This is a genomic window from Alcaligenes phenolicus (assembly GCF_032063905.1).
Taxonomy (GTDB): Bacteria; Pseudomonadota; Gammaproteobacteria; order Burkholderiales; family Burkholderiaceae_B; genus Alcaligenes; species Alcaligenes phenolicus.
Genome location: NZ_DAMBOE010000001.1, coordinates 660023 through 681500 on the forward strand (window position 1 = coordinate 660023; position 21478 = coordinate 681500).

The following is a 21478-nucleotide window of genomic DNA, read 5'->3' on the forward strand; positions in this document are numbered from 1 at the left end:
TCTGGGTTGCTTTGTTTAGTCGTACTGGCCAAGTTGTAGTCCCGAATTTTCCGTAGGGGCGTCGCCCTTGGCATGCAGTGTCTGCCGTCCCCAGCTCATCAGGGCCATTCCGCTAATCGCCAGCAAACCTCCGCCGATCAAGGATGGACTCAGGGCTTCTTTAAGCCACAGGCTGGACAGTAAAACGCCAAACAGCGGTACCAGGGCCAGATAGGCGCCTGCGGATGTGGCGCCCAGGCTTTTCACGCCGTGCATATACCAGGCGAAGGCCAGAGCCGTTGAACCCAGGCCCAAGGCCAACACGCTGTACCAGGCTTGGCTGGGCGCATGGCTCAGGCTGCTCCAGGCCGAGACACCCTCGACCCCCAAGCTGCCGATGGACAGAAGCACTGCGCCAATCAATGTGGTCATGCTGGTGGCGGTCAGAGAATCTAAGGTGGTCAGTACGGTGCGGCCAATCAAGGTGTAGCTGACCCAGCACAGTGCACAGCCCAGTAAAAGCCATTCGCCTATTCCGCTCTGGCCCGGCATGAGGCTGCTGATAGAGCCGGCACTCAGGGCATAGAGAGCCCCTGATACGGCCAGGATCACCCCCAGGCTCATCTTTTTGTTGACTGGCTCGCGAAACAGCAAAGAAGCCAGAATCAGGATCAGGACTGGGTTCAGGGCAACAACCATGCTTCCCTTGCCTGCGGGTACCAGTTTCAGGGCCAGAAGAAAGAAAATTGAATAGCCAAATACTCCAAAAGCCGACGCGTTAAGCAGACCTAGCCATTCTCGGGAGCCAAGTGTGCATAGGGCTTTCAGTCGACCACTCCAGCTCATCCAAAGTAGCAGTGCGACGCTGGCAATCAGGAAACGCAGACTGGCTGCCGCCAAAGGCGGCATGGCTTGCGCCACGACTCGGCCCCAGGGCCAGGAGGCCCCCCATAAAGCGGCCATGCCAATCAGACTTAGGTGTACGGAGTAGTTGGGAGATTTCATTAAAGCCACTATGGAGAAGATTTCAGCAGGGGTACTATTTACTTTTATTGCTTCATAGTCGAATGAGTAAACGCTCATGACCTTCACCCAACTTGAAATCTTTTCCGTGCTGGCCAGGATAGGCAGCTTTTCTCGAGCAGCTAGTGCCTTGGGGATTACGCAAAGTGCCGTCAGTCATGCGCTCAAGCAACTGGAGGCCGATTTGGGTGTCTGCCTGTTTTCTCGTGGCCCGACCTCAGTGGAGTTGACGGAAGTAGGAGCCAAATTGCTGCAACGTGCTAACGACATCCTGCAGCAGAAAGAGGCCTTGCATCAGGAAGCCTGCTACGAGCAGGGAATTGCCCGTGGCACCTTGCGTATTGCTTCTTTTGGGGCTTCCTCGTCCTTGCATTTGCTGCCGCATTTATTGGCTTGCTACAGGCAGACGCATCCCGAAGTGGAGGTGCAGATTGATGAGGGTATTGATAGTGAAGTGGCGCAGTGGCTGCTGGAGCGGCGGGTGGAACTGGGCTTCGTGATCTTGCCTGATGATCGCTTTGACTGCTTGCCCTTGGCTCAGGATGAACTGGTGGCTGTGTTGCCAGCAGAGCATCATTTGGCTGTTTGCGCCCGTGTTTCTGCCAGTGACTTTCATGACCTGCCTTTTATTCGGACTGCGGCAGGTTCTGGTCCGCATGTGGATCAGTTTCTGGCAGCGGCAGGGGCGGTCCCCAGGACCTTGTTCCGTTTCGAGCAGTTGTCCTCCATGTTGGGCTTTGTCGCGCAAGGAGTGGCTGTGACCATCGCGGGCAGGCTGGCCTTGCCGGAGCCACCAGTAGGGGTGATTTATCGCAGCCTGGAGCCCTGTAGGCCGCGTGAAATCGCCCTGGCAGCCCTGAACTTCGAGCGGCTTTCTCCTGCTGCTCAGGCGTTTTTGCGGATAGCCCGGAAAATGCATCGCAACAAGTGATGTGCTCAGGATGGTTTTGTTTTTTTGTTGTGTCAGTGCGGGATAACTTTTGTGCGCGACAGGTCTGTGCTGGTGTGATGCTCCTGTGTTCTTCTGTTTCGCATGAGCAGGGAGGGTGCGTCACGGGTGATCTGAGTAGTTCTGCTGCATTGAAGGGCAATAGATGCAAAAAGGCCCTGCACTAGTGCAGGGCCCTCTCTCGTCACCGAGACCTGATTCAGGCAATTAGCCCAGACGATCAAACTGCTGTTTCACCTTGGCCAGTGTCTCACCGAATTGAGCCACGCGCAGGCGCTCCTGTTCAACCACGGCGGCAGGTGCACGTTCTACAAAGCTGGCGTTGCCCAGTTTGGCTTCGGCCTTGTTGATCTCGCCTTGCAGACGTTCGATTTCCTTGGACAGGCGGATACGCTCCGCTTCCACGTCAATCTCTACATGCAGCATCAGCTGAGTGGTATCGACCACTTGCACTGGGGCGCCGGCGTCGGTGGGCAGTTGGTCCACGATGTCCACGCTTTCCAGTTTGCACAAGCTGGCCAGATAGGGGCTGTTGGCGCTCAGAATTGCAGCATCACCTTGGGCCACCAGAGGCACGCGTTGGGCGGGCGAGAGATTCATTTCGCCGCGCAAGGCGCGAATCGCGTCCACTTGGGCCTTCAGTTCAGCAACCTGTGCCATGGCCTGTTCATCAATGGCGGCCGGGTTGGCGATAGGGTAGGGCTGGACTGAAATGCTGGTGGTTTCATTGGCAGCGCGTTTGCCAGCTACCACCGAGACTTTCTGCCACAGCTCTTCCGTAATGAACGGGATGATGGGGTGCGCAACGCGCAGCACCACTTCCAGTACACGGATCAGGGTGCGACGGGTGCCCAGCTGCTGCTCGGGCGTGCCGTTCTGGATCTGGGTCTTGGCCAGTTCCAGGTACCAGTCGCAGTACTCGTCCCATACAAAGTGGTAGATGGCATTGGCGACGTTATCGAAACGGTAGTCGGCAAAACCGCGCTCGGCGTCCTGTTCCAGACCTTGCAGCAGGCTGATGATCCAGCGGTCTGCAAAGCTCAGCTCGGCAGCTGCATCGGTGTGCAGCTCATGGCCTTCGGTGTTCATCAGCACAAAGCGGGTGGCGTTCCACAGCTTGTTGCAGAAGTTGCGGTAGCCTTCGCAGCGCTTCATGTCGAAGTTGATGTTACGACCCAGGGTGGCGTAGGCGGCCATGGTAAAGCGCAGCGCGTCCGTACCGAAGGCGGGGATGCCATCGGGATAGTCCTTCTTGGTGCGCTTGGTGATGCTTTGAGCCTGCTTGGGGTTCATCAGGCCAAACGTGCGTTTGTGTATCAGGCTTTCCAGGTCGATACCGTCGATCAAATCCACTGGGTCAATCGTGTTGCCCTTGGATTTGCTCATCTTCTTGCCTTCCATATCGCACACCAGTCCGTGAACGTAGACGGTGTTGAACGGAACGCGGCCAGTCAGGTGCATGCTCATCATGACCATGCGGGCTACCCAGAAGAAAATAATGTCGAAGCCAGTTACCAGCACGCTGGAGGGCAGGTAACGGGCCAGATCCGGGGTTTCTTCAGGCCAGCCCAGATCGGTGAAGGGCACCAGGGCAGAGGAGAACCAGGTGTCCAGCACGTCCTCGTCGCGGCGCAGTGGGCCGGTCACGCCAGCAGCGCGGGCTTGTTCCAGAGCGTCTTCTTCGGAGCGGGCGACAAACAGGCTGCCGTCTTCGGCGTACCAGGCGGGAATTTGGTGTCCCCACCATAGCTGACGGGAAATACACCAGTCCTGAATATTGTTCAGCCACTGGTTGTAGGTGTTGGACCAGTTGTCGGGGTAGAAGCGCACACGGCCATCGGCCACCACATCCAGGGCAACCTGGGTGATGCTCTTGCCGGGGTGCAGGGAGTCTTCTGGCGCAGGCTTGCTCATGGCGACAAACCACTGGTCGGTCAGCATGGGTTCGATAACCGTATTGGTGCGGTCGCCACGTGGCACCATCAGTTTGTGTGGCTTGACGGCCTTGAGCAGGCCCTGGGCTTCCAGGTCGGCCACGATTTGCTTGCGTGCCGCAAAGCGCTCCAGGCCTTGGTAGGCTTCGGGGGCGGTGTCGGCAATGTGGGCATCCAGCGTCAGGATGCTGATCATTTCCAGGTTGTGGCGTTGGCCAACAGCGTAGTCATTGAAGTCGTGGGCGGGGGTAACCTTCACCACGCCGGTACCAAAGGCCGGGTCTACGTAATCGTCCGCAATGATCGGGATGGAGCGACCAACCAGGGGCAGGGTAACGGTTTGACCGATCAGGCCGATATAGCGTTCGTCCTCCGGGTGCACCATCAGGGCAACGTCGCCCAGCATGGTTTCCGGACGGGTAGTGGCCACCGTCAGGTGGGTCAGATCGCCTTGAGGTGTGGTCAGCGGGTAGCTGATTTCCCACAGATGGCCGTCTTCTTCCTCGCTGACCACTTCCAGATCAGACACGGCGGTGCCCAGCACGGGGTCCCAGTTCACCAGGCGCTTGCCGCGGTAAATCAGGCCTTGCTCGTACAGGCGGACAAAAGTTTCCAGCACGCCACGGGACAGATTGTCGTCCATGGTGAAGTATTCGCGGCTCCAGTCACAGGAGGCGCCCAGGCGGCGGAACTGGCCGGTAATGGTATTGCCCGACTTCTCTTTCCACTCCCAGACTTTTTCCAGGAATTTCTCGCGGCCCAGGTCGTGGCGGCTGATGTTCTGGGCATCAAGCTGGCGTTCCACAATGATCTGGGTGGCAATCCCGGCGTGGTCGGTGCCGGGAATGTAGACCGTATCGTCGCCTTTCATGCGGTGGTAGCGCGTCAGGCCATCCATGATGGTCTGATTAAAGGCGTGGCCCATGTGCAAGGTCCCGGTGACGTTTGGCGGTGGGGACTGGATCACAAAGGGTTCGGACTGATGATCACCCAAGGGCTGGACATGTTGGCCACCCTTGAAAAGGTCGGCTTGCTCCCAGCGCGCGTACCAGCGCGTTTCGATTTCCTGGGGTTCAAAGCTCTTGGATAACTGCTCGTCGGAGGTCGTTGCGGATGAGTTGGTCATGGTGATGCGGTCTGCCTGCCCCTTATTGCACGGTTGGTGCCAGATAGGGCGGGACTAATCCTGGGTAAAAAACGAATTTAAGATGCACTATTTTAAGATGTGGCCGTGCGTCTTTGGCGTGGTAAAATGCCGGGTTGCCGTAAATCTGATGAAAGTGCTTGTTTTCATTAAAAAATTTAGCGCGAACCGTCGGATCTGCATTTTGCTTTACGCAGCAAAGACTACACTATATTGTTCTTATTTGGATTTTCACATGGCTATTGAACGCACTCTGTCCATTATCAAGCCCGACGCTGTTGCTAAAAACGTGATCGGTCAGATTATTTCCCGCTTTGAAGGCGCTGGCCTGAAAGTGATCGCTGGTCGCCTGGTTCACCTGTCCCGTGGCGAAGCCGAGCGCTTCTACGGCGTGCACGCCGAGCGTCCTTTCTTCAAGGATCTGGTTGACTTCATGGTTTCCGGTCCTGTATTCGTTCAAGTTCTGGAAGGCGAAGGCGCCATTGCCAAGAACCGCGAACTGATGGGCGCTACCGACCCCAAGAAAGCTGACGCCGGCACCATCCGTGCTGACTTCGCTGAAAGCATCGACGCTAACGCTGTTCACGGTTCCGACGCTCCTGAAACCGCTGCTGTCGAAATCGCTTTCTTCTTCCCAGAGTGCAACGTTTACAGCCGTTAATTCGTTAAACCGCGCAGTACTGGCGGCACTCTGAGCAAGACTTGCCCGGCTCACCGGAATCGGTGTGCCGGGCAAATCCGCAAAAAGGGGCTTTTTTGCACTCCTGCAAGAAAGTAATAGCCAGAACGCGTGAAGGTATTATTTTTTTATGTCATCGCTCGAACCTACCAATCTTCTGGGCCTGGGCCCGGAGCAACTTGTTGAACTGGTCGCCCAATGGGGTGGCAAGCCTTTCCGCGCGCGCCAATTGCAGCGCTGGATACACCAGCGTCAACAAGACGATTTTGGGCAGATGACGGATCTGGCGCGCGAGTTCCGCGAGCAGCTGACCGCTAATTGCGTTGTCACCGCGCCCAGCATGTCGCACGAACATATTTCTACCGACGGCACCCGTAAATGGCTGTTTGATGTAGGCAGCAATAACGCCGTCGAAGCGGTTTTCATTCCCGAGGACGACCGGGGCACCCTGTGTATTTCCAGCCAGGCTGGCTGCACCGTGGCCTGTCCATTCTGTTCCACGGGCTATCAAGGCTTCAACCGCAACCTCACCACCTCTGAAATCATTGGCCAGCTTTGGTTTGCTCGCCGTGCTTTGCTGAATGCGCCGGAAACCGCCCGTATTGGCGATGCCGAGCAAACCAGCACGCGTGTTATCAGCAATGTGGTCATGATGGGCATGGGCGAACCCCTGCTCAATTACGATCAGGTGCTCGGTGCCTTGCGCCTGATGCTGGACGATAATGCCTACGGTCTGTCGCGCCGCCGTGTGACGGTCTCCACCTCCGGGGTGGTGCCCATGATGGATCGTCTGGCCAAGGATTGCCCGGTCGCACTGGCCGTATCGCTGCACGCGCCCAATGATGCGTTGCGCGATCGCCTGGTGCCACTGAACAAGAAGTACCCGCTGGCCGAGCTTCTGGATGCCTGTAATCGCTATCTGGAGCACGCCCCGCGTGACTTCATCACGTTTGAATACATCATGCTGGATGGTATCAACGATACCGACCAGCATGCGCAGGAACTGTTGGACATCGCACGCATTGTGCGCTGTAAATTTAATTTGATTCCTTTCAATCCTTTTCCGCAGTCCGGTCTGAAACGCTCTTCAGCTGCACGGGTCAAACAGTTTGCCCAACGGCTGATGGATGGTGGGGTGGTAACCACAGTGCGCAAGACGCGCGGCGATGATATTGCTGCCGCTTGTGGACAGTTGGCGGGCGATATTCGTGATCGCACCCGTATCGAACAACGTTTGCCTGATCGTGCTGTCATTCAAATCAAACAGGAACGTGCATGAGCGAGACTCTGGTCCCCTCCAACCAATCTGCTCCGGAAGCGGGCTCAGGTGTAGGCCCGACATTGCGTGAGCTGCGCTTGGCGCGATCCTGTACGCTGAACGAAGCCTCCACCCGCCTGAAGTTTTCGGTTCGCCAGCTAGAGGCCCTGGAAGCTCAGGAGTGGGACCAGTTGCCCGGTGGGCAGCCTTTGCGGGGCATGGTGCGTAATTACGCGCGCTTTCTGGAGGCTGACGTATCAGCCGTGCTGGTCATGCTGGAAGCTCAGGTCAGTGATACCGCTGCGCCCAAGCCCGTACCGCGCAACCATTCCGGTTCGGGCTTGTCCAGTGCGGATTTGAGCCTGTATGCCGACTCGCGCGGCGGGTTTGGCTGGATCTGGATTCTTATCATTATTGTTTTGCTGCTGGTAGCCGGTTTTTACGCCATTGATCGGGGCTGGGTTCCCGAAGAGTGGCTGGTGTTCGATTGGCTCAAGGACTTGAAGAAATGACGCAGGGTCCCGAAACTTCCTCTGCTTGCCAACCTCTGCCGGTGGGCGCCCAACCCAAACGGGTAACCCGCGCAGTTGATGTGCGCTGGGGCGATCATGTTGTGAAATTGGGGGGCTCGGCCCCGGTCGTGGTGCAGTCCATGACCAATACGGATACCGTCGATGCTATTGCAACGGCTATCCAGGTCAAGGAACTGGCGCGTGCCGGTTCTGAAATGGTGCGTATTACGGTCAATACCCCCGAAGCGGCCCGTGAAGTGCCCGCCATTCGCGAGCAGTTGGACCGCATGGGCGTAAATGTCCCCTTGGTGGGGGACTTCCATTACAACGGCCATAAATTGCTGGCAGATTACCCCGAGTGTGCTCAGGCCCTGTCCAAGTACCGGATCAATCCGGGCAATATGGGTGGTGGCAAGCGCCGGGACGATAACTTCGCCAAGATGATTGAAATCGCCTGCCGTTACGACAAGGCTGTGCGAATTGGCGTGAACTGGGGCAGCCTGGATCACGAGCTGATGGCCCGCATGATGGATGAAAATAACGAGCGTGCTTATCCCTGGACGGCTCAGGCGGTGATGCGCGATGCTCTGGTTATCTCTGCCATCAGCAACGCCCAGCGTGCCGAGGAACTGGGGCTATCGGGCAACCGTATCGTTCTGTCCTGCAAGGTCAGCCATGTGCAGGACCTGATTACGGTCTACCAGGACTTGTCGGCACGTTGCGACTACGCCTTGCACCTGGGCCTGACCGAAGCGGGGATGGGCAGCAAGGGGATTGTGGCTTCCACCGCTGCCTTGGCTGTCTTGTTGCAGCAAGGCATTGGTGACACCATTCGTATTTCCCTGACTCCTGAACCCGGTGGCGATCGTGCTCGTGAAGTAGTGGTGGCTCAGGAAATCTTGCAGACCATGGGTTTGCGTGCTTTTACTCCTATGGTGGTGGCGTGTCCGGGTTGTGGTCGCACCAGCAGTACGGTGTTCCAGGAGCTGGCCAACGATATTCAAAGCTATTTGCGTGACCAGATGCCTGTCTGGAAAGATCTGTATCCCGGCGTGGAAACCATGAACGTCGCGGTGATGGGCTGTGTGGTCAATGGTCCGGGGGAAAGCCGCCACGCCGATATCGGCATCAGCTTGCCGGGAACCGGGGAAGTTCCTTCGGCACCCGTCTATGTGGATGGCGAGCGGGTGGTGACCCTGAAGGGTGATACTATCGCTCAGGAATTTCAGACCATTGTCCAGAATTACGTTGAGCGCCGCTACGGCAAAACATCAACGGTTTGATCAACACGCTTGTCAGTCTATGGCGAGCAAACCATTAGAATTATGACGCAGCAGTTTCAAAAGCTCCGCGCCCTGACGGGCATGAAAGACACCTTACCGGGTGAAAGCGCACAGTGGGAAGCCCTGGAGGCTCTGGTGCGGGAATGGTTGGCCAGCTATGGCTATCGCAATATGCGTACCCCCGTGCTGGAACATACCCAGTTGTTTGCTCGTGGTATTGGCGAAGTTACCGACATTGTCGAGAAGGAAATGTATTCCTTTACCGACTCGCTCAATGGCGACAAGCTCACCATGCGTCCCGAATTTACGGCGGGCATGGTGCGCGCCACTATCGAACATAATCTCTTGTACGATCGCCCTCATCGTGTTTATGCGATGGGGCCGGTGTTCCGTCACGAGCGCCCGCAGCGTGGCCGCTACCGTCAGTTTCACCAGATCGACGTGGAAGCGCTGGGTCTGCCCGGGCCGGATGTGGATGCCGAGCTGATCGTCATGTTGGCCCGTTTGTGGAAGAAGCTGGGTCTGACGGACATCCGTCTGGAACTGAACTCCTTGGGCCAGGCTGAAGAGCGTGCCGCTCACCGTGCAGCCTTGATCGAGCACCTGGAAGCGTACAAGGATGTACTGGACGAAGAAGCACAGCGCCGCATGTACACCAACCCCTTGCGTGTGCTGGATACCAAAAATCCGGCCATGCAGGAAATGGCCAATGCCGCTCCACGCCTGTTCGACTTCCTGGGTGAAGAGTCTCGTGCCCACTTCCAGGGCGTATGCGATCGCCTGGATGATGCCGGTATTGCCTACACACTGAACCCGCGTCTGGTGCGTGGTCTGGATTACTACAACTTGACCGTGTTCGAGTGGGTAACGGATCGCCTGGGTGCACAAGGGACGGTATGTGGCGGAGGCCGTTACGACGGCCTGATCGAATTGATGGGTGGCAAGCCTTCGCCCGCCGTGGGTTTTGCTATTGGTGTGGAGCGCTTGCTGGACCTGTGCTCGCAAGATGGCGAGCAGCCCGCCATTCCTGAATGTCAGGTGTATATGGTTCACCAGGGTGAGGCAGCCCAGCGCAAGGCGTCGCTGTTGGCCGAGCAATTGCGGGATGCTGGTTTGCAGGTGATAGTCCATGCAGGCTCCAGCGGCTTCAAGTCCCAGTTCAAACGGGCTGATGCCAGTGGTGCGCAGGCCGCCGTTATTTTGGGTGACGACGAACTCCAAAAAGAACAGGCCAGTGTGAAATGGTTGCGTGCTGCGGATGGCGCCGAGCAGCAACAGTCTGTTGAATTTTCTGAACTCGCCAGTGTTTTGTCAGCAAGGATTTGAGCATGGCCTACGATCTTGAAGAACAGGAAAAACTAGATGCCATGCGAGCATGGTGGGACCGCTGGGGCACCTTGTGCATCGTGTTGGCTTTTGCTGCCTTGGCAGCAGTGGCGGGCTGGCGCGGTTGGCAGTGGTATCAGGGTCATCAGGCTGGTCAGGCCATGGGTTACTTTGAAGCGTTGGAAAGTGCGGCTGCCCAGACAGGCGAAGAGGCCGATGCCCGCGTGCTGGCTGCCAGCACGACCTTGCGTAATGATTTTCCCAAGTCCGGCTACACCTCCCGTGGTGTCTTGCTGGCTGCCCAGGCTTTGCAGCAACGCGGCAATCTTACGCCTGCTCGTGAGCAATTGGAGTGGATGGTCAAAACCAACCACGACCCAGCCTTGACCCCGCTGGCACGTCTGCGTCTGGCTGGTATCTTGCTGGAGCAAAAGAATTACGACGATGCCCTGGCTCAGCTGACGAATCCTCCTGCCAGCTTTGCCGGTCTGTTTGCGGATCGCAAAGGCGATATTCTGGCCGCCCAAGGGCAGAACGATGCAGCACGCGAAGCCTGGACGCAGGCCGTGGAGTTGCTCAAGCAAGACCCTATTTCGCAGTTGGTACAGATCAAACTTGATGCCCTGGCAGGAGCTTAATTCATGTCTCTTCCTACTATTCGCAAATCCCCATCCTCTGCCATGCGTGTCCTGCGCTTGAGCGCTCTGGCCCTGAGCCTGACCGCTTTGGCCGGTTGCTCCATGTTCTCCAGCAAAGATCCTCGTTTCGAGCCTACGCCTCTGACGGAATACACCCCTGGTGTGGCCGCCAAGATCAGCTGGAGCACCTCGATTGGTAGCGGCGCAGACTCCGGCTTTGCACCGCAAGTCAGTGGCTCCTCGGTCTACGCCGCGACGGTCTCGGGTCAGGTCAGCAAGGTGGATCTGGATACGGGTCGCGTGCAGTGGTCGGCCAATGCCGGCAAGAAGTTGACTGCCGGTGCCGGTTCGGACGGTGTGGTGACTGCGGTCGCTTCGGTGGACGGCAACGTCATTGCGTTTGACGACTCGGGCAAGGAGTTGTGGCGCAGTCGTAGCAGCAGCGCTGTGAATGTGCCGCCTGCTGTGGGTGCCGGTGTGGTTGTAGTGCGTACCAGCGACTACCGCTTGCAGGCATTTGATGCCAGCACAGGTGATCTGCGCTGGAGCCTGCAGCGTCCTGGCCCCGCCTTGTCGCTGAAAACCAGCATGCAAATGCGCATTATTGATGGTTTGTTGCTGGCAGGAATGCCCAACGGCCGTTTGATGGCCATTGACGCGGCTCAAGGTCATCTGGTGTGGGAAGGCAGTATTTCGGTCTCCCGCGGCGCGACGGACCTGGAGCGCATTAATGACGTCGTGGGTGCTCCCCAGGTCGTCGATCCCCTGCTGTGCGGTGCAACCTACCAAGGTCGTGTTGCCTGCTTTGACGTCTCCCAAGGTGGACGACTGGTGTGGGATAGGGAATTTTCGGCCGGTACCGGTGTCGCAGCGGACAACCATATGTTGTATGCCGCAAATAGCCGCGACCAGATTGAAGCGTTTGCCATGACAGACGGGCAAACCATCTGGAAGCAGAATGCTTTGCGTAACCGTGGTCTGGCTCCTTTGGCCGTCATGCCCCAGGCGCTCGCCGCCGGTGACATGGAAGGCTATGTTCACTTTCTATCGCGACTGGACGGCACCTTGTTGGGTCGGGTCAGTGTCGGCGGTGGTGCCATTGTGTCGCCTTTGATCGGAACCCCGCGTGGGGTCCTGGTTCAGACCGGCAATGGTAATTTGGTCTTGGTTGGAATCAATTGAAAAGCGTTTCTTTTAAGCCCGTAGTGGCTTTGGTCGGTCGGGCCAACGTCGGCAAGTCCACTTTGTTCAACCGCCTGACGCGCTCGCGCGCGGCTCTGGTGGCGAACTTCCCTGGTCTGACCCGCGACCGTCATTACGGCGAAGGCCGGGTCGGCAGCCGCCCCTATATCGTGGTCGATACGGGCGGTTTCGAGCCTGTGGCCAAAACTGGCATGTTGCTGGAGATGGCTCGTCAGACCCAGCAGGCGATTGCCGAAGCTGACGTGGTCGTCTTTCTGGTCGATGCCCGTGAGGGCGTCAATGCACTGGATCTGGAAATTGCACAGTTGCTGCGCAAGCTGGGTCAGAAAGTGCTGCTGGCCGTCAACAAGGCCGAAGGCATGCGTTACGAGGCCGGTGGCGTGGAATTCCACGAACTGGGCCTGGGTCAGCCTTACCTGATCTCCGCTTCCCACGGCGATGGCGTGGAAGAGCTGATCAACCTGGCACTGGAGCAAGTGCCCAATCCTGAGCCTGAAGAGGATGGCCAGGATGACGATGAGTTTCAGCACCGTATCAAGCTGGCGATTGTGGGTCGCCCCAACGTGGGTAAATCCACACTGATCAATACCCTGGTGGGTGAGGATCGCGTGATTGCGTTTGACCAGCCCGGTACGACGCGTGATGCCATTGAGATCGAGTTCGAGCGCAACGGGGTGGAATACACCCTGATCGACACGGCCGGTTTGCGCAAGCGCGGCAAGGTATTTGAAGCGGTTGAAAAGTTCTCCGTTATCAAGACCTTGCAGGCGATTGAAGCATGTAACGTGGTCTTGTTGATGATTGACGCTCACACCGAAATTTCCGACCAGGACGCCAGCATTGCGGGCTTCGTGGTAGAAACCGGTCGTGCACTGGTGGTGGGTATCAATAAGTGGGATGGCCTGGACGAGTACCAGCGCGAGTGGATCAAGCGCGAGTTCGATCGCAAATTGCGCTTCCTGAACTTTGCCAAGATGCACACCTTGTCGGCGCTGAAAGGGCAGGGGATCAATCCCTTGCTCAAGTCGGTCAATGCCGCGCATGCGGCTGCCTTCTCCAAGCTGTCCACGCCCAAGCTCACTCGCGTCATGCAAGAAGCGGTGGAACAGCAACAGCCGCCACGCAAGGGCATTTTCCGTCCCAAGTTGCGGTATGCTCACCAAGGTGGCATGAACCCGCCGATCGTGGTGATTCACGGCAACGCCCTGGATGCCATTTCGGACAGTTACCGCCGTTATCTGGAGACGCGTTTTCGCGAGGCCTTCAAGCTGGAAGGCACGCCTTTGCGCATCGAATTCAAATCATCTAAGAACCCTTATCTGAAGGACGCGTAATGAGCCGTTTGTGGAGTGATCATGTAGCGGGGCTTTCACCCTATGTACCGGGTGAGCAGGTCAAGCTGGATAACCTCTTGAAGTTGAACACAAACGAACATCCTTTCGGTCCGTCGCCCAAAGCGCTGGAAGCGATCCGCCAGGCGGCGACCGATGATTTGCGTCTTTACCCTTCCTACAGCGCGCAGGAACTGCGTGACGCCGTGGCGCACAACCACGGCGTGAAAGCCAATAATGTCTTTTTGGGCAATGGCTCGGACGAAGTGCTGGCCCATGTGTTCAGCGCCTTGTTCCTGCGTGGCGTGCGTCCGGTCCTGCTGCCCGATATCACCTACAGCTTCTACACCACCTACTGTTCGTACTTCGGTGTGCCCGCTGATATCGTGCCGCTGCGCGAAGACTTCACGCTGAATGTGCAGGACTATGTGCGCAAGCGCAGCCTGCCACCTGCCGGCATCATTTTCGCCAACCCCAATGCGCCTACCGGGATTCCCTTGTCCTTGGCTGACATTGAAACCATCCTGGCTGCCAACCCTGACACCACTGTGGTGGTGGACGAGGCTTACGTCGATTTCGGTGGCACGTCCTCGGTCAGCCTGCTGGAAAAGTACGACAACCTGGTGATCATCCAAACCATGTCCAAGTCGCGTGCTCTGGCCGGTTTGCGTGTGGGTTATGCCTTGGCCAGCGCCGATATCATTCAGGCCCTGGAGCGTGTGAAAGACAGTTTCAACTCCTACCCCATGGACACCATCGCCCAGGTGGGTGCCGTGGCTTCCTTGAAGGATACGGAGTATTTTGAACGTCAATGCCAAGCAGTGATTGATGCACGTGAACAGTTGCGCGCCGATCTGGAACAGCTGGGTTTCGAGATTTTGCCCTCGAAAGCGAACTTTTTGATGGCGACGCACCCTAAGCATTCGGCAGCTGGTATTCAGCAGGCTTTGCGTGAGCAGGGGATTTTGGTTCGCCACTTCCGTCAGCCACGCATTGAGCAGTATTTACGTATTACGGTAGGATCGCCCGAGCAATGTGCCCGACTGTGCAACAGTTTGCGGCAGATTTTAGGGCAAGGCGCCTGATATACACCTATTAGATAAAAATCTCCAGTTTGGAACGTGCGAATTCAGGGAAAACCCGGTAAAGTAGTGGGATTCGCTTCCATTTCTGGAAAAACAACATAACCGGAGCCTCACCAATGAGCAATAAAGGGCAAATTCTACAAGACCCGTTTTTGAACGCGCTGCGCAAGGAGCATATCCCTGTGTCGATCTACCTGGTCAACGGCATCAAGCTGCAAGGTCAGATCGAGTCCTTCGATCAGTATGTCGTACTGCTGCGCAATACAGTCACTCAAATGGTGTATAAGCACGCGATCTCTACCGTCGTTCCTGCACGCCCTGTTACTTTGGCTGCGGATGAGCAGGCTGAATAAATCCTCACCCAGTTCTTTGTACTCTGAAAGACCCGTCTCGCGGTGCCCGCGGGCGGGTCTTTGTTTCTGGAGCAAGCGTTGAAGGCACTGGTAATTAGTGTGGATATGGGCGAGCTGGACTATAAGGCCCATGCTGAAGAATTCGTCATGCTGGCTGAAGGGGCAGGCGCCCAGATTGTGGAACTGATGGTTGTGCGTCGTTCCCGTCCAGACTCTGCCTACTACATCGGTACGGGCAAGCTGGAAGAGGCCGTCGCCCTGGCCAAGGCGACTGGCGCCGAAGTCGTGCTGTTTGACCATGCCTTGAGTCCTGCTCAGCAGCGTAACCTGGAGCGCAAGCTGGAGCTGCGTGTGGTTGACCGGGTTGCCCTGATTCTGGATATTTTTGCCCTGCGTGCGCAAAGTCACGAAGGTAAATTGCAGGTAGAGCTGGCCCAGTTGCAACACCTGACTTCCCGATTGACCCGGATGTGGACGCACTTGGAGCGCCAGAAGGGCGGTATCGGCATGCGTGGTCCAGGTGAGTCGCAGCTGGAAATGGACCGCCGGATGATTGGCGACAAAGTCCGTACCTTGCGTGAGCGTCTGGCCAAGGTTCAACGCCAGCGCAGCACCCAGCGTCGTGCCCGTTCTCGTAGTGGCGCCTTGTCGGTGTCACTGGTGGGCTACACCAACACGGGAAAATCCACGCTATTTAACGCCTTGACCCGTGCAGATGCCTACGCAGCTGACCAGTTATTTGCTACCTTGGATACCACCACGCGTCGTATCTGGATTGAAGGGGCAGGGCAGGTCGTAATTTCGGATACGGTGGGTTTCATTCGTGAATTGCCACCGACCTTGATTGCCGCTTTCCGGGCCACTTTGGAAGAGACCGTTCATGCAGACGTATTGCTGCATGTGGTCGATGCGGCCAACCCTCAACGCGATGAACAAATCGCTGAAGTTCATAAGGTTCTGGAGGACATCGGGGCCCATGAAATACCTCGCATTCTGGTCTATAACAAAATTGACCAGGCCGGCTATGAGCCACGGGTAGAGCGGGATGAACATGGTACTATTGCCCGAGTCTTTGTTAGCGCTTTAGAGCGCATCGGATTGGATGGCTTGCGTACAGCAATCGTCGAATCAGGTCATTTCGCGGAAAACAATGCGTCTGAACAATAAAATATTCAATCTCAATGATCCCGGTTGGGGACGAGACAGTGGCAAAAACGGTTCCGAGCCACCTCGCCGCCCCGAGAAGCAAGATGGCCCGCCTGACCTCGACGAGGTATGGCGTGACTTCAACAGTCGCTTGGGATCTTTATTCGGCAAAAAGGGACGTCGCTCCCCCCCCGGCGGCATGCCTCCAGGTAGCGGTAATGGTCCATCCATCCCCAAAGGCTCGCCCAAGCTGCTGATTATCGGCGGTGTGGTGGCGGTCGGTCTGTGGATGGCCAGTGGCTTTACCATCGTGCAGGAAGGTCAGGTTGCCGTGGTGACTCGTTTTGGCGAGTACACAAAAACCTTGAATCCCGGTTTGCAATGGCGTTGGCCCGCTCCGATCGAGGATCACCAGACTGTGAATATTTCCCAGTTGCGTACCTTTGAAGTCGGCTACCGCGGCAGTGCACGCAATAAAGTCCTGCCTGAATCGTTGATGCTGACAACCGACGAGAACATCGTCGACATGCAGTATGTGGTTCAGTACCGTTTGCTGCCTACAGGCGCACCGGACTACCTGTTCAACACCAATAATCCGGACGAATCGGTACGTCAGGCGGCTGAAACCGCCATGCGTGAAGTCGTGGGCAAGCAGCCCATGGACTCCGTGCTGTACTCCGGCCGTACCCAAATTGCATCGGACGTGCAGCAGTTGGCCCAGTCCATTCTGGACCGCTACCGTACCGGCATTCAGATCAGCACCGTAGCTATCCAGAACGTACAGCCGCCCGAGCAGGTTCAGGCCGCCTTTGACGATGCCGTCAAGGCCGGTCAGGACCGCGAGCGTCAGATCAACGAAGGTCAGGCCTACGCCAACAAGGTGTTGCCCGAAGCTGCTGGTCAAGTGGCTCGCATGATGCAGGAGTCTGAAGGTTACAAGGCTCGTGTAATCGGTGATGCCAAGGGTGATACCGCCCGTTTTGGCAGCGTTGAGGCCGAGTACGTGAAGGCTCCGGGTGTAACCCGGGATCGTCTGTACCTGTCCACAATTCAGGAAATCCTGGAGAGCACCAGCAAGGTACTGGTTGATACCCGTAGCGATAACAACATGATCTATCTGCCTTTGGACAAGATCGTGCGTCAGGTGGGTAGCCGCACAGATATGGAGCCTTCCGCTCCTGTCGCTTCGGCCGCTTCGCAAGGACAGGTCAGCCGTCCAGCTCCCGCTGCGGCGCCCAAAGCGCCTGCGCCAGCCAATCCAGCCGGTCTGGATACCTCGCTGGGCTCTTTGGTCAGTCCTTATTCCCCATACGCACGCTAGGAGAGCTTGATGCAACGTTTATTTCCTGCTCTGGTGGCCCTGGCGGTAATTGTCGGTCTGCTGCTGTCTTCCGTTTTCATCGTGCGTGAGCGCGATGCGGCTCTGGTTTTTGCCCTGGGTGAGGTGCGTGGCACCATCACGACTCCCGGTCTGTATTTCAAGTTGCCGCCACCGTTTGAAAACGTGGTGTTCCTGGACAAGCGTCTGCAGACGATTGAAACCAAGGATCCCGAGCGTATTCAGACGGCTGAAAAGAAAAACCTGTTGATCGACTCGTACGTCAAATGGCGTATTTCCGATCCACGCCTGTTTTACGTGACATTTGGTGCAACGGATCGTGGTGCTGTAGAGCGTTTGCAGGCTCAGATTCGTGATGCCCTGAACGCCTCGGTGAACGTACGTACGGTGAAAGAAGTGGTTTCCACCGAGCGTGACGCCATCATGCGTGAAGTGCTGACGGCCGTTGAGGCCCGTGCCCGTCCTTTGGGTGTGGAAGTGATTGACGTGCGTTTGCGTCGTATTGACTTCGCTCCCGAGATTTCGGAATCGGTATACCGTCGTATGGAAGCCGAGCGTACACAAGAAGCCAACCGTTTGCGTGCAACCGGTGCGGCTGAAAGTGAGCGTATTCGTGCCGAAGCCGAACGTCAGCGTGAAGAGTTGCTGGCTGATGCGTATGCCCAAGCTCAGGCCATCCGTGGTCAGGGTGATGGTGAAGCCGCTGCCATTTACTCCGATAGTTATGGCAAGAATCCCGAGTTCTATCGTTTCTACCGCAGCCTGGAAGCCTACCGCAGTGCTTTCAGCAAACAGACCGACACACTGGTCATCAGCCCTGACTCTGATTTCTTCAAGTACTGGGGCAAGCAAGGATCACCCGCAGCACCTGCGAACTGATCCCCGCTAGAGAACTTAGGGCCGCTGGGTGTTCCACCCGCGGCCCTGATCGTTTATACTAGCGTGTAAGTTACTAACACCACTTCGCATGCGACTTGGGCGGCTTACAGGCCCCAAGTCGCTTTTTGTTTGGCTGGAACTTTCGTTTATAAGTAGTCCGAGGCACGAGTATGTCCAATTGGTTGTTGCCAGAGAGCCTGGCTGATATCTTGCCTGCAGAGGCGCGCCGCATCGAAGAACTGCGCCGCGATTTGCTAGACTTGTATCGTACTTACGGGTTCGAACTGGTAGCTCCACCTCTGGTGGAGTATCTGGAATCCCTGCAAGCGGTTTCTGGCACAGATCTGAATCTGCGTACCAGCAAAGTCGTCGATCAAATCTCGGGTCGTACCATGGGCGTACGCGCCGACATGACCCCCCAGGTGGCACGTATCGACGCTCACTTGCTTAACCGCGAAGGCGTCACTCGGCTTTGCTACTGTGGTTCGGTCTTGCATGCCCGTCCGGCTGGTTTGTTGTCGGATCGTGAATTGCTGCAGATTGGCGCGGAAATTTTCGGCCATGCCGGTATTGAGTCCGATCTGGAAGTGGTGCAACTGGCGCTGGAAAGTGTGGGTCGGGCAGGGGTGCATCATCCTCGCCTGGACTTGAACTACCCCGATCTGGGACGCTTCCTGATCGAGCGCGATCCTATTTTGAAAACCCGCGTGGCAGAAGTGTGTGAGCTTCTGAACGCCAAAGATGTGTCGGGCCTGCGCGCCCTGGGTCGTGAGTCGGGCTGTCTGCCTGAAACCACCCGCTATCTGCTGGCTTTGACCTCGCTGTATGGCGATGGCAGCGTACTGGAGCGTGCCCGCAGTGTTCTGCCGGACGAACCGGAAGTGCGCGAAGCTCTTGGTAGCCTGCGCAGCTTCATTGATGCCTTGCCTGGCCACGAAATTACGGTGGACCTGGCCGACATCGGCAGCGGTTATGCCTACCATTCGGGCCTGATCTTTTCGGTGTACGCCGAAGGCTGGCACGATGCCTTGGTCAAGGGCGGACGCTTTGACGGTATTGGCCGCATGTATGGTCGTGCTCGTCCTGCAACCGGCTTCAGCCTGGATTTGCGCAAGCTCTCGGCTGGCTTGGCACCGGCTCAGGCAGCTCGTGCAGTACGTGCTCCCTGGGGTAGTGACGCGGCCCTGACTGCAGCGGTCAAGCAGCTGCGTCAAAACGGTGAAATTGTGATTCAGATGCTGCCCGGTCAGGAGCTGAATCTGGATGAATTCGTGATCGATCGCGAGCTGGTCTCGTCGGACGGTCAGTGGCAAGTTAGGGCGCTGTAAGCCAGGCGGCTTGTAGCGTTGGTGATTGTTATTGGTCCGGCACCGTGCCGGCCTCCTTTATTCTGATACTAGACATGAGCAAAAACCTTGTGGTGATTGGCACCCAGTGGGGTGACGAAGGCAAAGGCAAGATCGTCGACTGGCTGGCCGAGTCCGCGCATGGCGTGGTTCGTTTCCAGGGTGGGCATAACGCTGGCCATACATTGTGGATTAATGGCAAAAAGACCATTCTGCGCTTGATTCCGTCGGGCATCATGCACGAGCACGTCACTTGCTACATTGGCAATGGCGTGGTGCTGTCGCCTGAGGCCCTGTTGACTGAAATCGCCGAACTGGAAGCTGCCGGTCTGGACGTGCGTTCGCGCCTGCAGATCTCGCCTGCTTGCCCGCTGATTTTGCCCTACCACATCGCCGTGGACCAGGCTCGTGAGAAGCGTAAAGGTGATGGCAAGATCGGTACGACCGGTCGCGGCATCGGCCCTGCCTACGAAGACAAGGTGGCACGCCGTGCCCTGCGTGTTCAGGACCTGTACGATCCCGAAATCTTTGACGAAAAACTGTCCGAAGCGCTGGATTACCACAACTTCGTGCTGACCCAGTACCTGGGCGCTGAAGCTGTTTCCGCTGAACAGGTTCGCGACCTGGCCATGAAGCACGCTGAACAGCTGGCTCCTATGGTTGCTGACGTATCCAACAACTTGTACCAGGCCAAGAAAGCAGGGCAGAAACTCCTGTTTGAAGGTGCTCAGGGTGCATTGTTGGATATTGACCACGGTACATACCCCTTCGTGACCAGCAGCAACTGCTTGTCCGGTGCCGCTTCCGCAGGTTCGGGTGTGGGTCCTCAGGAATTGAGCTACGTGCTCGGTATCGCCAAGTCCTACACCACTCGCGTGGGTTCGGGTCCATTCCCGACCGAGTTGCTGGATGACACTGGCATGCGCCTGGCTACGGTGGGCAAGGAATTCGGCTCCGTAACCGGTCGTCCACGTCGTTGCGGCTGGTTTGATGCGGCGGCCATGAAGCGTTCGGTCATGATTAACGGTATTTCCGGTCTGTGCATTACCAAGCTGGACGTGCTTGACGGCGTTGAGCAGATCAAGATTGGTGTGGGTTACCGCTACAAGGGCGAGTTCCTGGACGTCCTGCCCTACGGCGCACACGCGGTTGCCGAAGCCGAGCCCGTTCTGGAAGAAATGCCCGGCTGGACCGAGTCCACCGTGGGCGTGACCGACTACGACAAGCTGCCTATCAACGCTCGTCGTTACCTGGAACGCATTGCTGAACTGTGCGATGTACCTATCGACATGGTTTCCACAGGGCCAGATCGCAACGAAACCATCGTATTGCGCGATCCGTTTACCAAATAAGCGATTTATCGCGGTATAATGCCTTGCACCGTTGTACGGTGCGTACAGAGCGGCCTGAAGGGCCGCTTTGTCGTTCTGGACGCTGCGTTGGCCTACCAGACTCTTGTTTTGCAGGTACCAAAGCGCAGCTAGTGCATTTATATCTGGAATACATATGAGTCTGCCCCCAAATAGCGATACTGATGAATGGGTTTCCTGGGAACAATACAATCGCCTGATTGAACAATTGGCCCTGAGCATTCACGAATCAGGCTGGAAATTCGACAAAATTGTTTGCCTGGCCCGAGGCGGCATGAGAGTGGGAGACGTTATTTCGCGCATCTATGATGTACCCCTGGGTATTTTGGCCACCAGCAGCTATCGCGAAGCCGCCGGTACCGAACAGGGTGATCTGGATATTGCGCAATACATCACCATTACCCGTGGCACCCTGGATGGCAATGTGCTGCTGGTCGATGATATGGTCGATACGGGCAAGACTTTTATGCGTGTACGTGATCACCTGCGTGCACAGTTTCCCGCGATCACCGAGCTGAAAACCGCCGTTTTGTGGTGGAAAGGCCACGCCCAGGTCGACCCAGACTACTACGTGTCCAAGTTGCCCACAAATCCCTGGATTCATCAGCCTTTTGAGGACTACGATAGCATTCGCCCTCATCAGCTGGACGCCTGGATCCGTAAGGGTACCGGCCAGGCTTGATCGCTGGCATTCAGATAAT

General features: G+C 56.9%; 19 protein-coding genes. 17 read left to right on the forward strand and 2 right to left on the reverse strand.

The window, feature by feature from the left end:
• Positions 1-15: 15 nt before the first annotated feature.
• Entirely contained in the window at positions 16-984 is a 969-nt protein-coding gene (locus tag U2949_RS03030) for a DMT family transporter (RefSeq protein ID WP_321286089.1), read from the reverse strand.
• Positions 985-1060: 76 nt separating this feature from the next.
• Between U2949_RS03030 and U2949_RS03035 the strand changes: the two genes are divergently transcribed.
• A complete protein-coding gene (locus U2949_RS03035) occupies positions 1061-1933 on the forward strand; it encodes a LysR family transcriptional regulator (RefSeq protein WP_026483492.1) in 873 nt (290 codons plus the stop codon).
• A 225-nt stretch (positions 1934-2158) separates the two neighbouring features.
• Here the strand turns inward: U2949_RS03035 and U2949_RS03040 are convergent, their stop codons facing one another.
• Positions 2159-5011 carry a valine--tRNA ligase gene (locus U2949_RS03040; RefSeq protein WP_321286091.1) on the reverse strand — a complete coding sequence of 951 codons (2853 nt, stop codon included), beginning with the start codon at positions 5009-5011 and terminating at the stop codon, positions 2159-2161.
• A gap of 253 nt (positions 5012-5264) precedes the next feature.
• Between U2949_RS03040 and ndk the strand changes: the two genes are divergently transcribed.
• From ndk to U2949_RS03120, 16 genes are all read left to right on the forward strand, one after another.
• Positions 5265-5690 carry a nucleoside-diphosphate kinase gene (ndk, locus tag U2949_RS03045; protein ID WP_009455885.1) on the forward strand — a complete coding sequence of 142 codons (426 nt, stop codon included), beginning with the start codon at positions 5265-5267 and terminating at the stop codon, positions 5688-5690.
• Positions 5691-5838: 148 nt separating this feature from the next.
• A complete protein-coding gene (gene rlmN, locus U2949_RS03050) occupies positions 5839-6987 on the forward strand; it encodes a dual-specificity RNA methyltransferase RlmN (protein WP_009455884.1) in 1149 nt (382 codons plus the stop codon).
• Positions 6984-7478 carry a helix-turn-helix domain-containing protein gene (locus tag U2949_RS03055; RefSeq protein WP_026483490.1) on the forward strand — a complete coding sequence of 165 codons (495 nt, stop codon included), beginning with the start codon at positions 6984-6986 and terminating at the stop codon, positions 7476-7478. The genes rlmN and U2949_RS03055 overlap by 4 nt, the downstream gene beginning before the upstream one ends.
• Complete coding sequence (gene ispG / locus U2949_RS03060; RefSeq protein WP_257722718.1) at positions 7475-8761, forward strand: flavodoxin-dependent (E)-4-hydroxy-3-methylbut-2-enyl-diphosphate synthase; 1287 nt, start codon at positions 7475-7477, stop codon at positions 8759-8761. The genes U2949_RS03055 and ispG overlap by 4 nt, the downstream gene beginning before the upstream one ends.
• 42 nt (positions 8762-8803) lie before the next feature.
• A complete protein-coding gene (gene hisS / locus U2949_RS03065) occupies positions 8804-10087 on the forward strand; it encodes a histidine--tRNA ligase (RefSeq protein ID WP_321286097.1) in 1284 nt (427 codons plus the stop codon).
• A 2-nt stretch (positions 10088-10089) separates the two neighbouring features.
• On the forward strand, positions 10090-10725 hold the full coding sequence (locus U2949_RS03070; protein ID WP_009455880.1) for a YfgM family protein: 636 nt from the start codon (positions 10090-10092) through the stop codon (positions 10723-10725).
• Between the two features lie 3 nt (positions 10726-10728).
• Positions 10729-11907, forward strand: a complete 1179-nt coding sequence (gene bamB / locus U2949_RS03075) for an outer membrane protein assembly factor BamB (RefSeq protein WP_321286099.1) — start codon at positions 10729-10731, stop codon at positions 11905-11907.
• Positions 11904-13262 (forward strand): ribosome biogenesis GTPase Der, encoded by a 1359-nt coding sequence (der, locus tag U2949_RS03080; protein WP_009455876.1) that lies wholly within the window; start codon positions 11904-11906, stop codon positions 13260-13262. The genes bamB and der overlap by 4 nt, the downstream gene beginning before the upstream one ends.
• Complete coding sequence (gene hisC / locus U2949_RS03085; RefSeq protein ID WP_257722716.1) at positions 13262-14344, forward strand: histidinol-phosphate transaminase; 1083 nt, start codon at positions 13262-13264, stop codon at positions 14342-14344. The genes der and hisC overlap by 1 nt, the downstream gene beginning before the upstream one ends.
• A 116-nt stretch (positions 14345-14460) precedes the next feature.
• Positions 14461-14697 (forward strand): RNA chaperone Hfq, encoded by a 237-nt coding sequence (gene hfq, locus U2949_RS03090; protein WP_003799329.1) that lies wholly within the window; start codon positions 14461-14463, stop codon positions 14695-14697.
• Positions 14698-14775: 78 nt separating this feature from the next.
• On the forward strand, positions 14776-15864 hold the full coding sequence (gene hflX, locus U2949_RS03095) for a GTPase HflX (protein WP_026483485.1): 1089 nt from the start codon (positions 14776-14778) through the stop codon (positions 15862-15864).
• A complete protein-coding gene (hflK, locus tag U2949_RS03100; RefSeq protein WP_026483484.1) occupies positions 15848-17164 on the forward strand; it encodes an FtsH protease activity modulator HflK in 1317 nt (438 codons plus the stop codon). The genes hflX and hflK overlap by 17 nt, the downstream gene beginning before the upstream one ends.
• 9 nt (positions 17165-17173) lie before the next feature.
• Positions 17174-18061 carry a protease modulator HflC gene (gene hflC / locus U2949_RS03105; RefSeq protein ID WP_021446479.1) on the forward strand — a complete coding sequence of 296 codons (888 nt, stop codon included), beginning with the start codon at positions 17174-17176 and terminating at the stop codon, positions 18059-18061.
• A gap of 170 nt (positions 18062-18231) precedes the next feature.
• Positions 18232-19389: an ATP phosphoribosyltransferase regulatory subunit gene (locus tag U2949_RS03110; protein WP_257722715.1), complete on the forward strand. Its 1158-nt coding sequence runs from the start codon at positions 18232-18234 to the stop codon at positions 19387-19389.
• Between the two features lie 74 nt (positions 19390-19463).
• Positions 19464-20759, forward strand: a complete 1296-nt coding sequence (locus tag U2949_RS03115) for an adenylosuccinate synthase (RefSeq protein ID WP_009455867.1) — start codon at positions 19464-19466, stop codon at positions 20757-20759.
• Between the two features lie 154 nt (positions 20760-20913).
• Positions 20914-21459 carry a phosphoribosyltransferase gene (locus tag U2949_RS03120; protein WP_021446480.1) on the forward strand — a complete coding sequence of 182 codons (546 nt, stop codon included), beginning with the start codon at positions 20914-20916 and terminating at the stop codon, positions 21457-21459.
• The last annotated feature ends 19 nt before the right edge of the window (positions 21460-21478 follow it).

Bases quoted from the DNA above. Each gene is read 5' to 3' on its own strand.
- U2949_RS03040 (WP_321286091.1), bottom strand. From the start codon at position 5,011: ATGACCAACTCATCCGCAACGACCTCCGACGAGCAGTTATCCAAGAGC.
- U2949_RS03120 (WP_021446480.1), top strand. From the start codon at position 20,914: ATGAGTCTGCCCCCAAATAGCGATACTGATGAATGGGTTTCCTGGGAA.
- hisC (WP_257722716.1), top strand. From the start codon at position 13,262: ATGAGCCGTTTGTGGAGTGATCATGTAGCGGGGCTTTCACCCTATGTA.
- U2949_RS03035 (WP_026483492.1), top strand. From the start codon at position 1,061: ATGACCTTCACCCAACTTGAAATCTTTTCCGTGCTGGCCAGGATAGGC.
- U2949_RS03115 (WP_009455867.1), top strand. From the start codon at position 19,464: ATGAGCAAAAACCTTGTGGTGATTGGCACCCAGTGGGGTGACGAAGGC.
- hflK (WP_026483484.1), top strand. From the start codon at position 15,848: ATGCGTCTGAACAATAAAATATTCAATCTCAATGATCCCGGTTGGGGA.
- hisS (WP_321286097.1), top strand. From the start codon at position 8,804: ATGACGCAGCAGTTTCAAAAGCTCCGCGCCCTGACGGGCATGAAAGAC.
- bamB (WP_321286099.1), top strand. From the start codon at position 10,729: ATGTCTCTTCCTACTATTCGCAAATCCCCATCCTCTGCCATGCGTGTC.
- U2949_RS03110 (WP_257722715.1), top strand. From the start codon at position 18,232: ATGTCCAATTGGTTGTTGCCAGAGAGCCTGGCTGATATCTTGCCTGCA.
- rlmN (WP_009455884.1), top strand. From the start codon at position 5,839: ATGTCATCGCTCGAACCTACCAATCTTCTGGGCCTGGGCCCGGAGCAA.
- U2949_RS03055 (WP_026483490.1), top strand. From the start codon at position 6,984: ATGAGCGAGACTCTGGTCCCCTCCAACCAATCTGCTCCGGAAGCGGGC.
- ispG (WP_257722718.1), top strand. From the start codon at position 7,475: ATGACGCAGGGTCCCGAAACTTCCTCTGCTTGCCAACCTCTGCCGGTG.
- U2949_RS03030 (WP_321286089.1), bottom strand. From the start codon at position 984: ATGAAATCTCCCAACTACTCCGTACACCTAAGTCTGATTGGCATGGCC.
- hfq (WP_003799329.1), top strand. From the start codon at position 14,461: ATGAGCAATAAAGGGCAAATTCTACAAGACCCGTTTTTGAACGCGCTG.
- U2949_RS03070 (WP_009455880.1), top strand. From the start codon at position 10,090: ATGGCCTACGATCTTGAAGAACAGGAAAAACTAGATGCCATGCGAGCA.
- hflC (WP_021446479.1), top strand. From the start codon at position 17,174: ATGCAACGTTTATTTCCTGCTCTGGTGGCCCTGGCGGTAATTGTCGGT.
- ndk (WP_009455885.1), top strand. From the start codon at position 5,265: ATGGCTATTGAACGCACTCTGTCCATTATCAAGCCCGACGCTGTTGCT.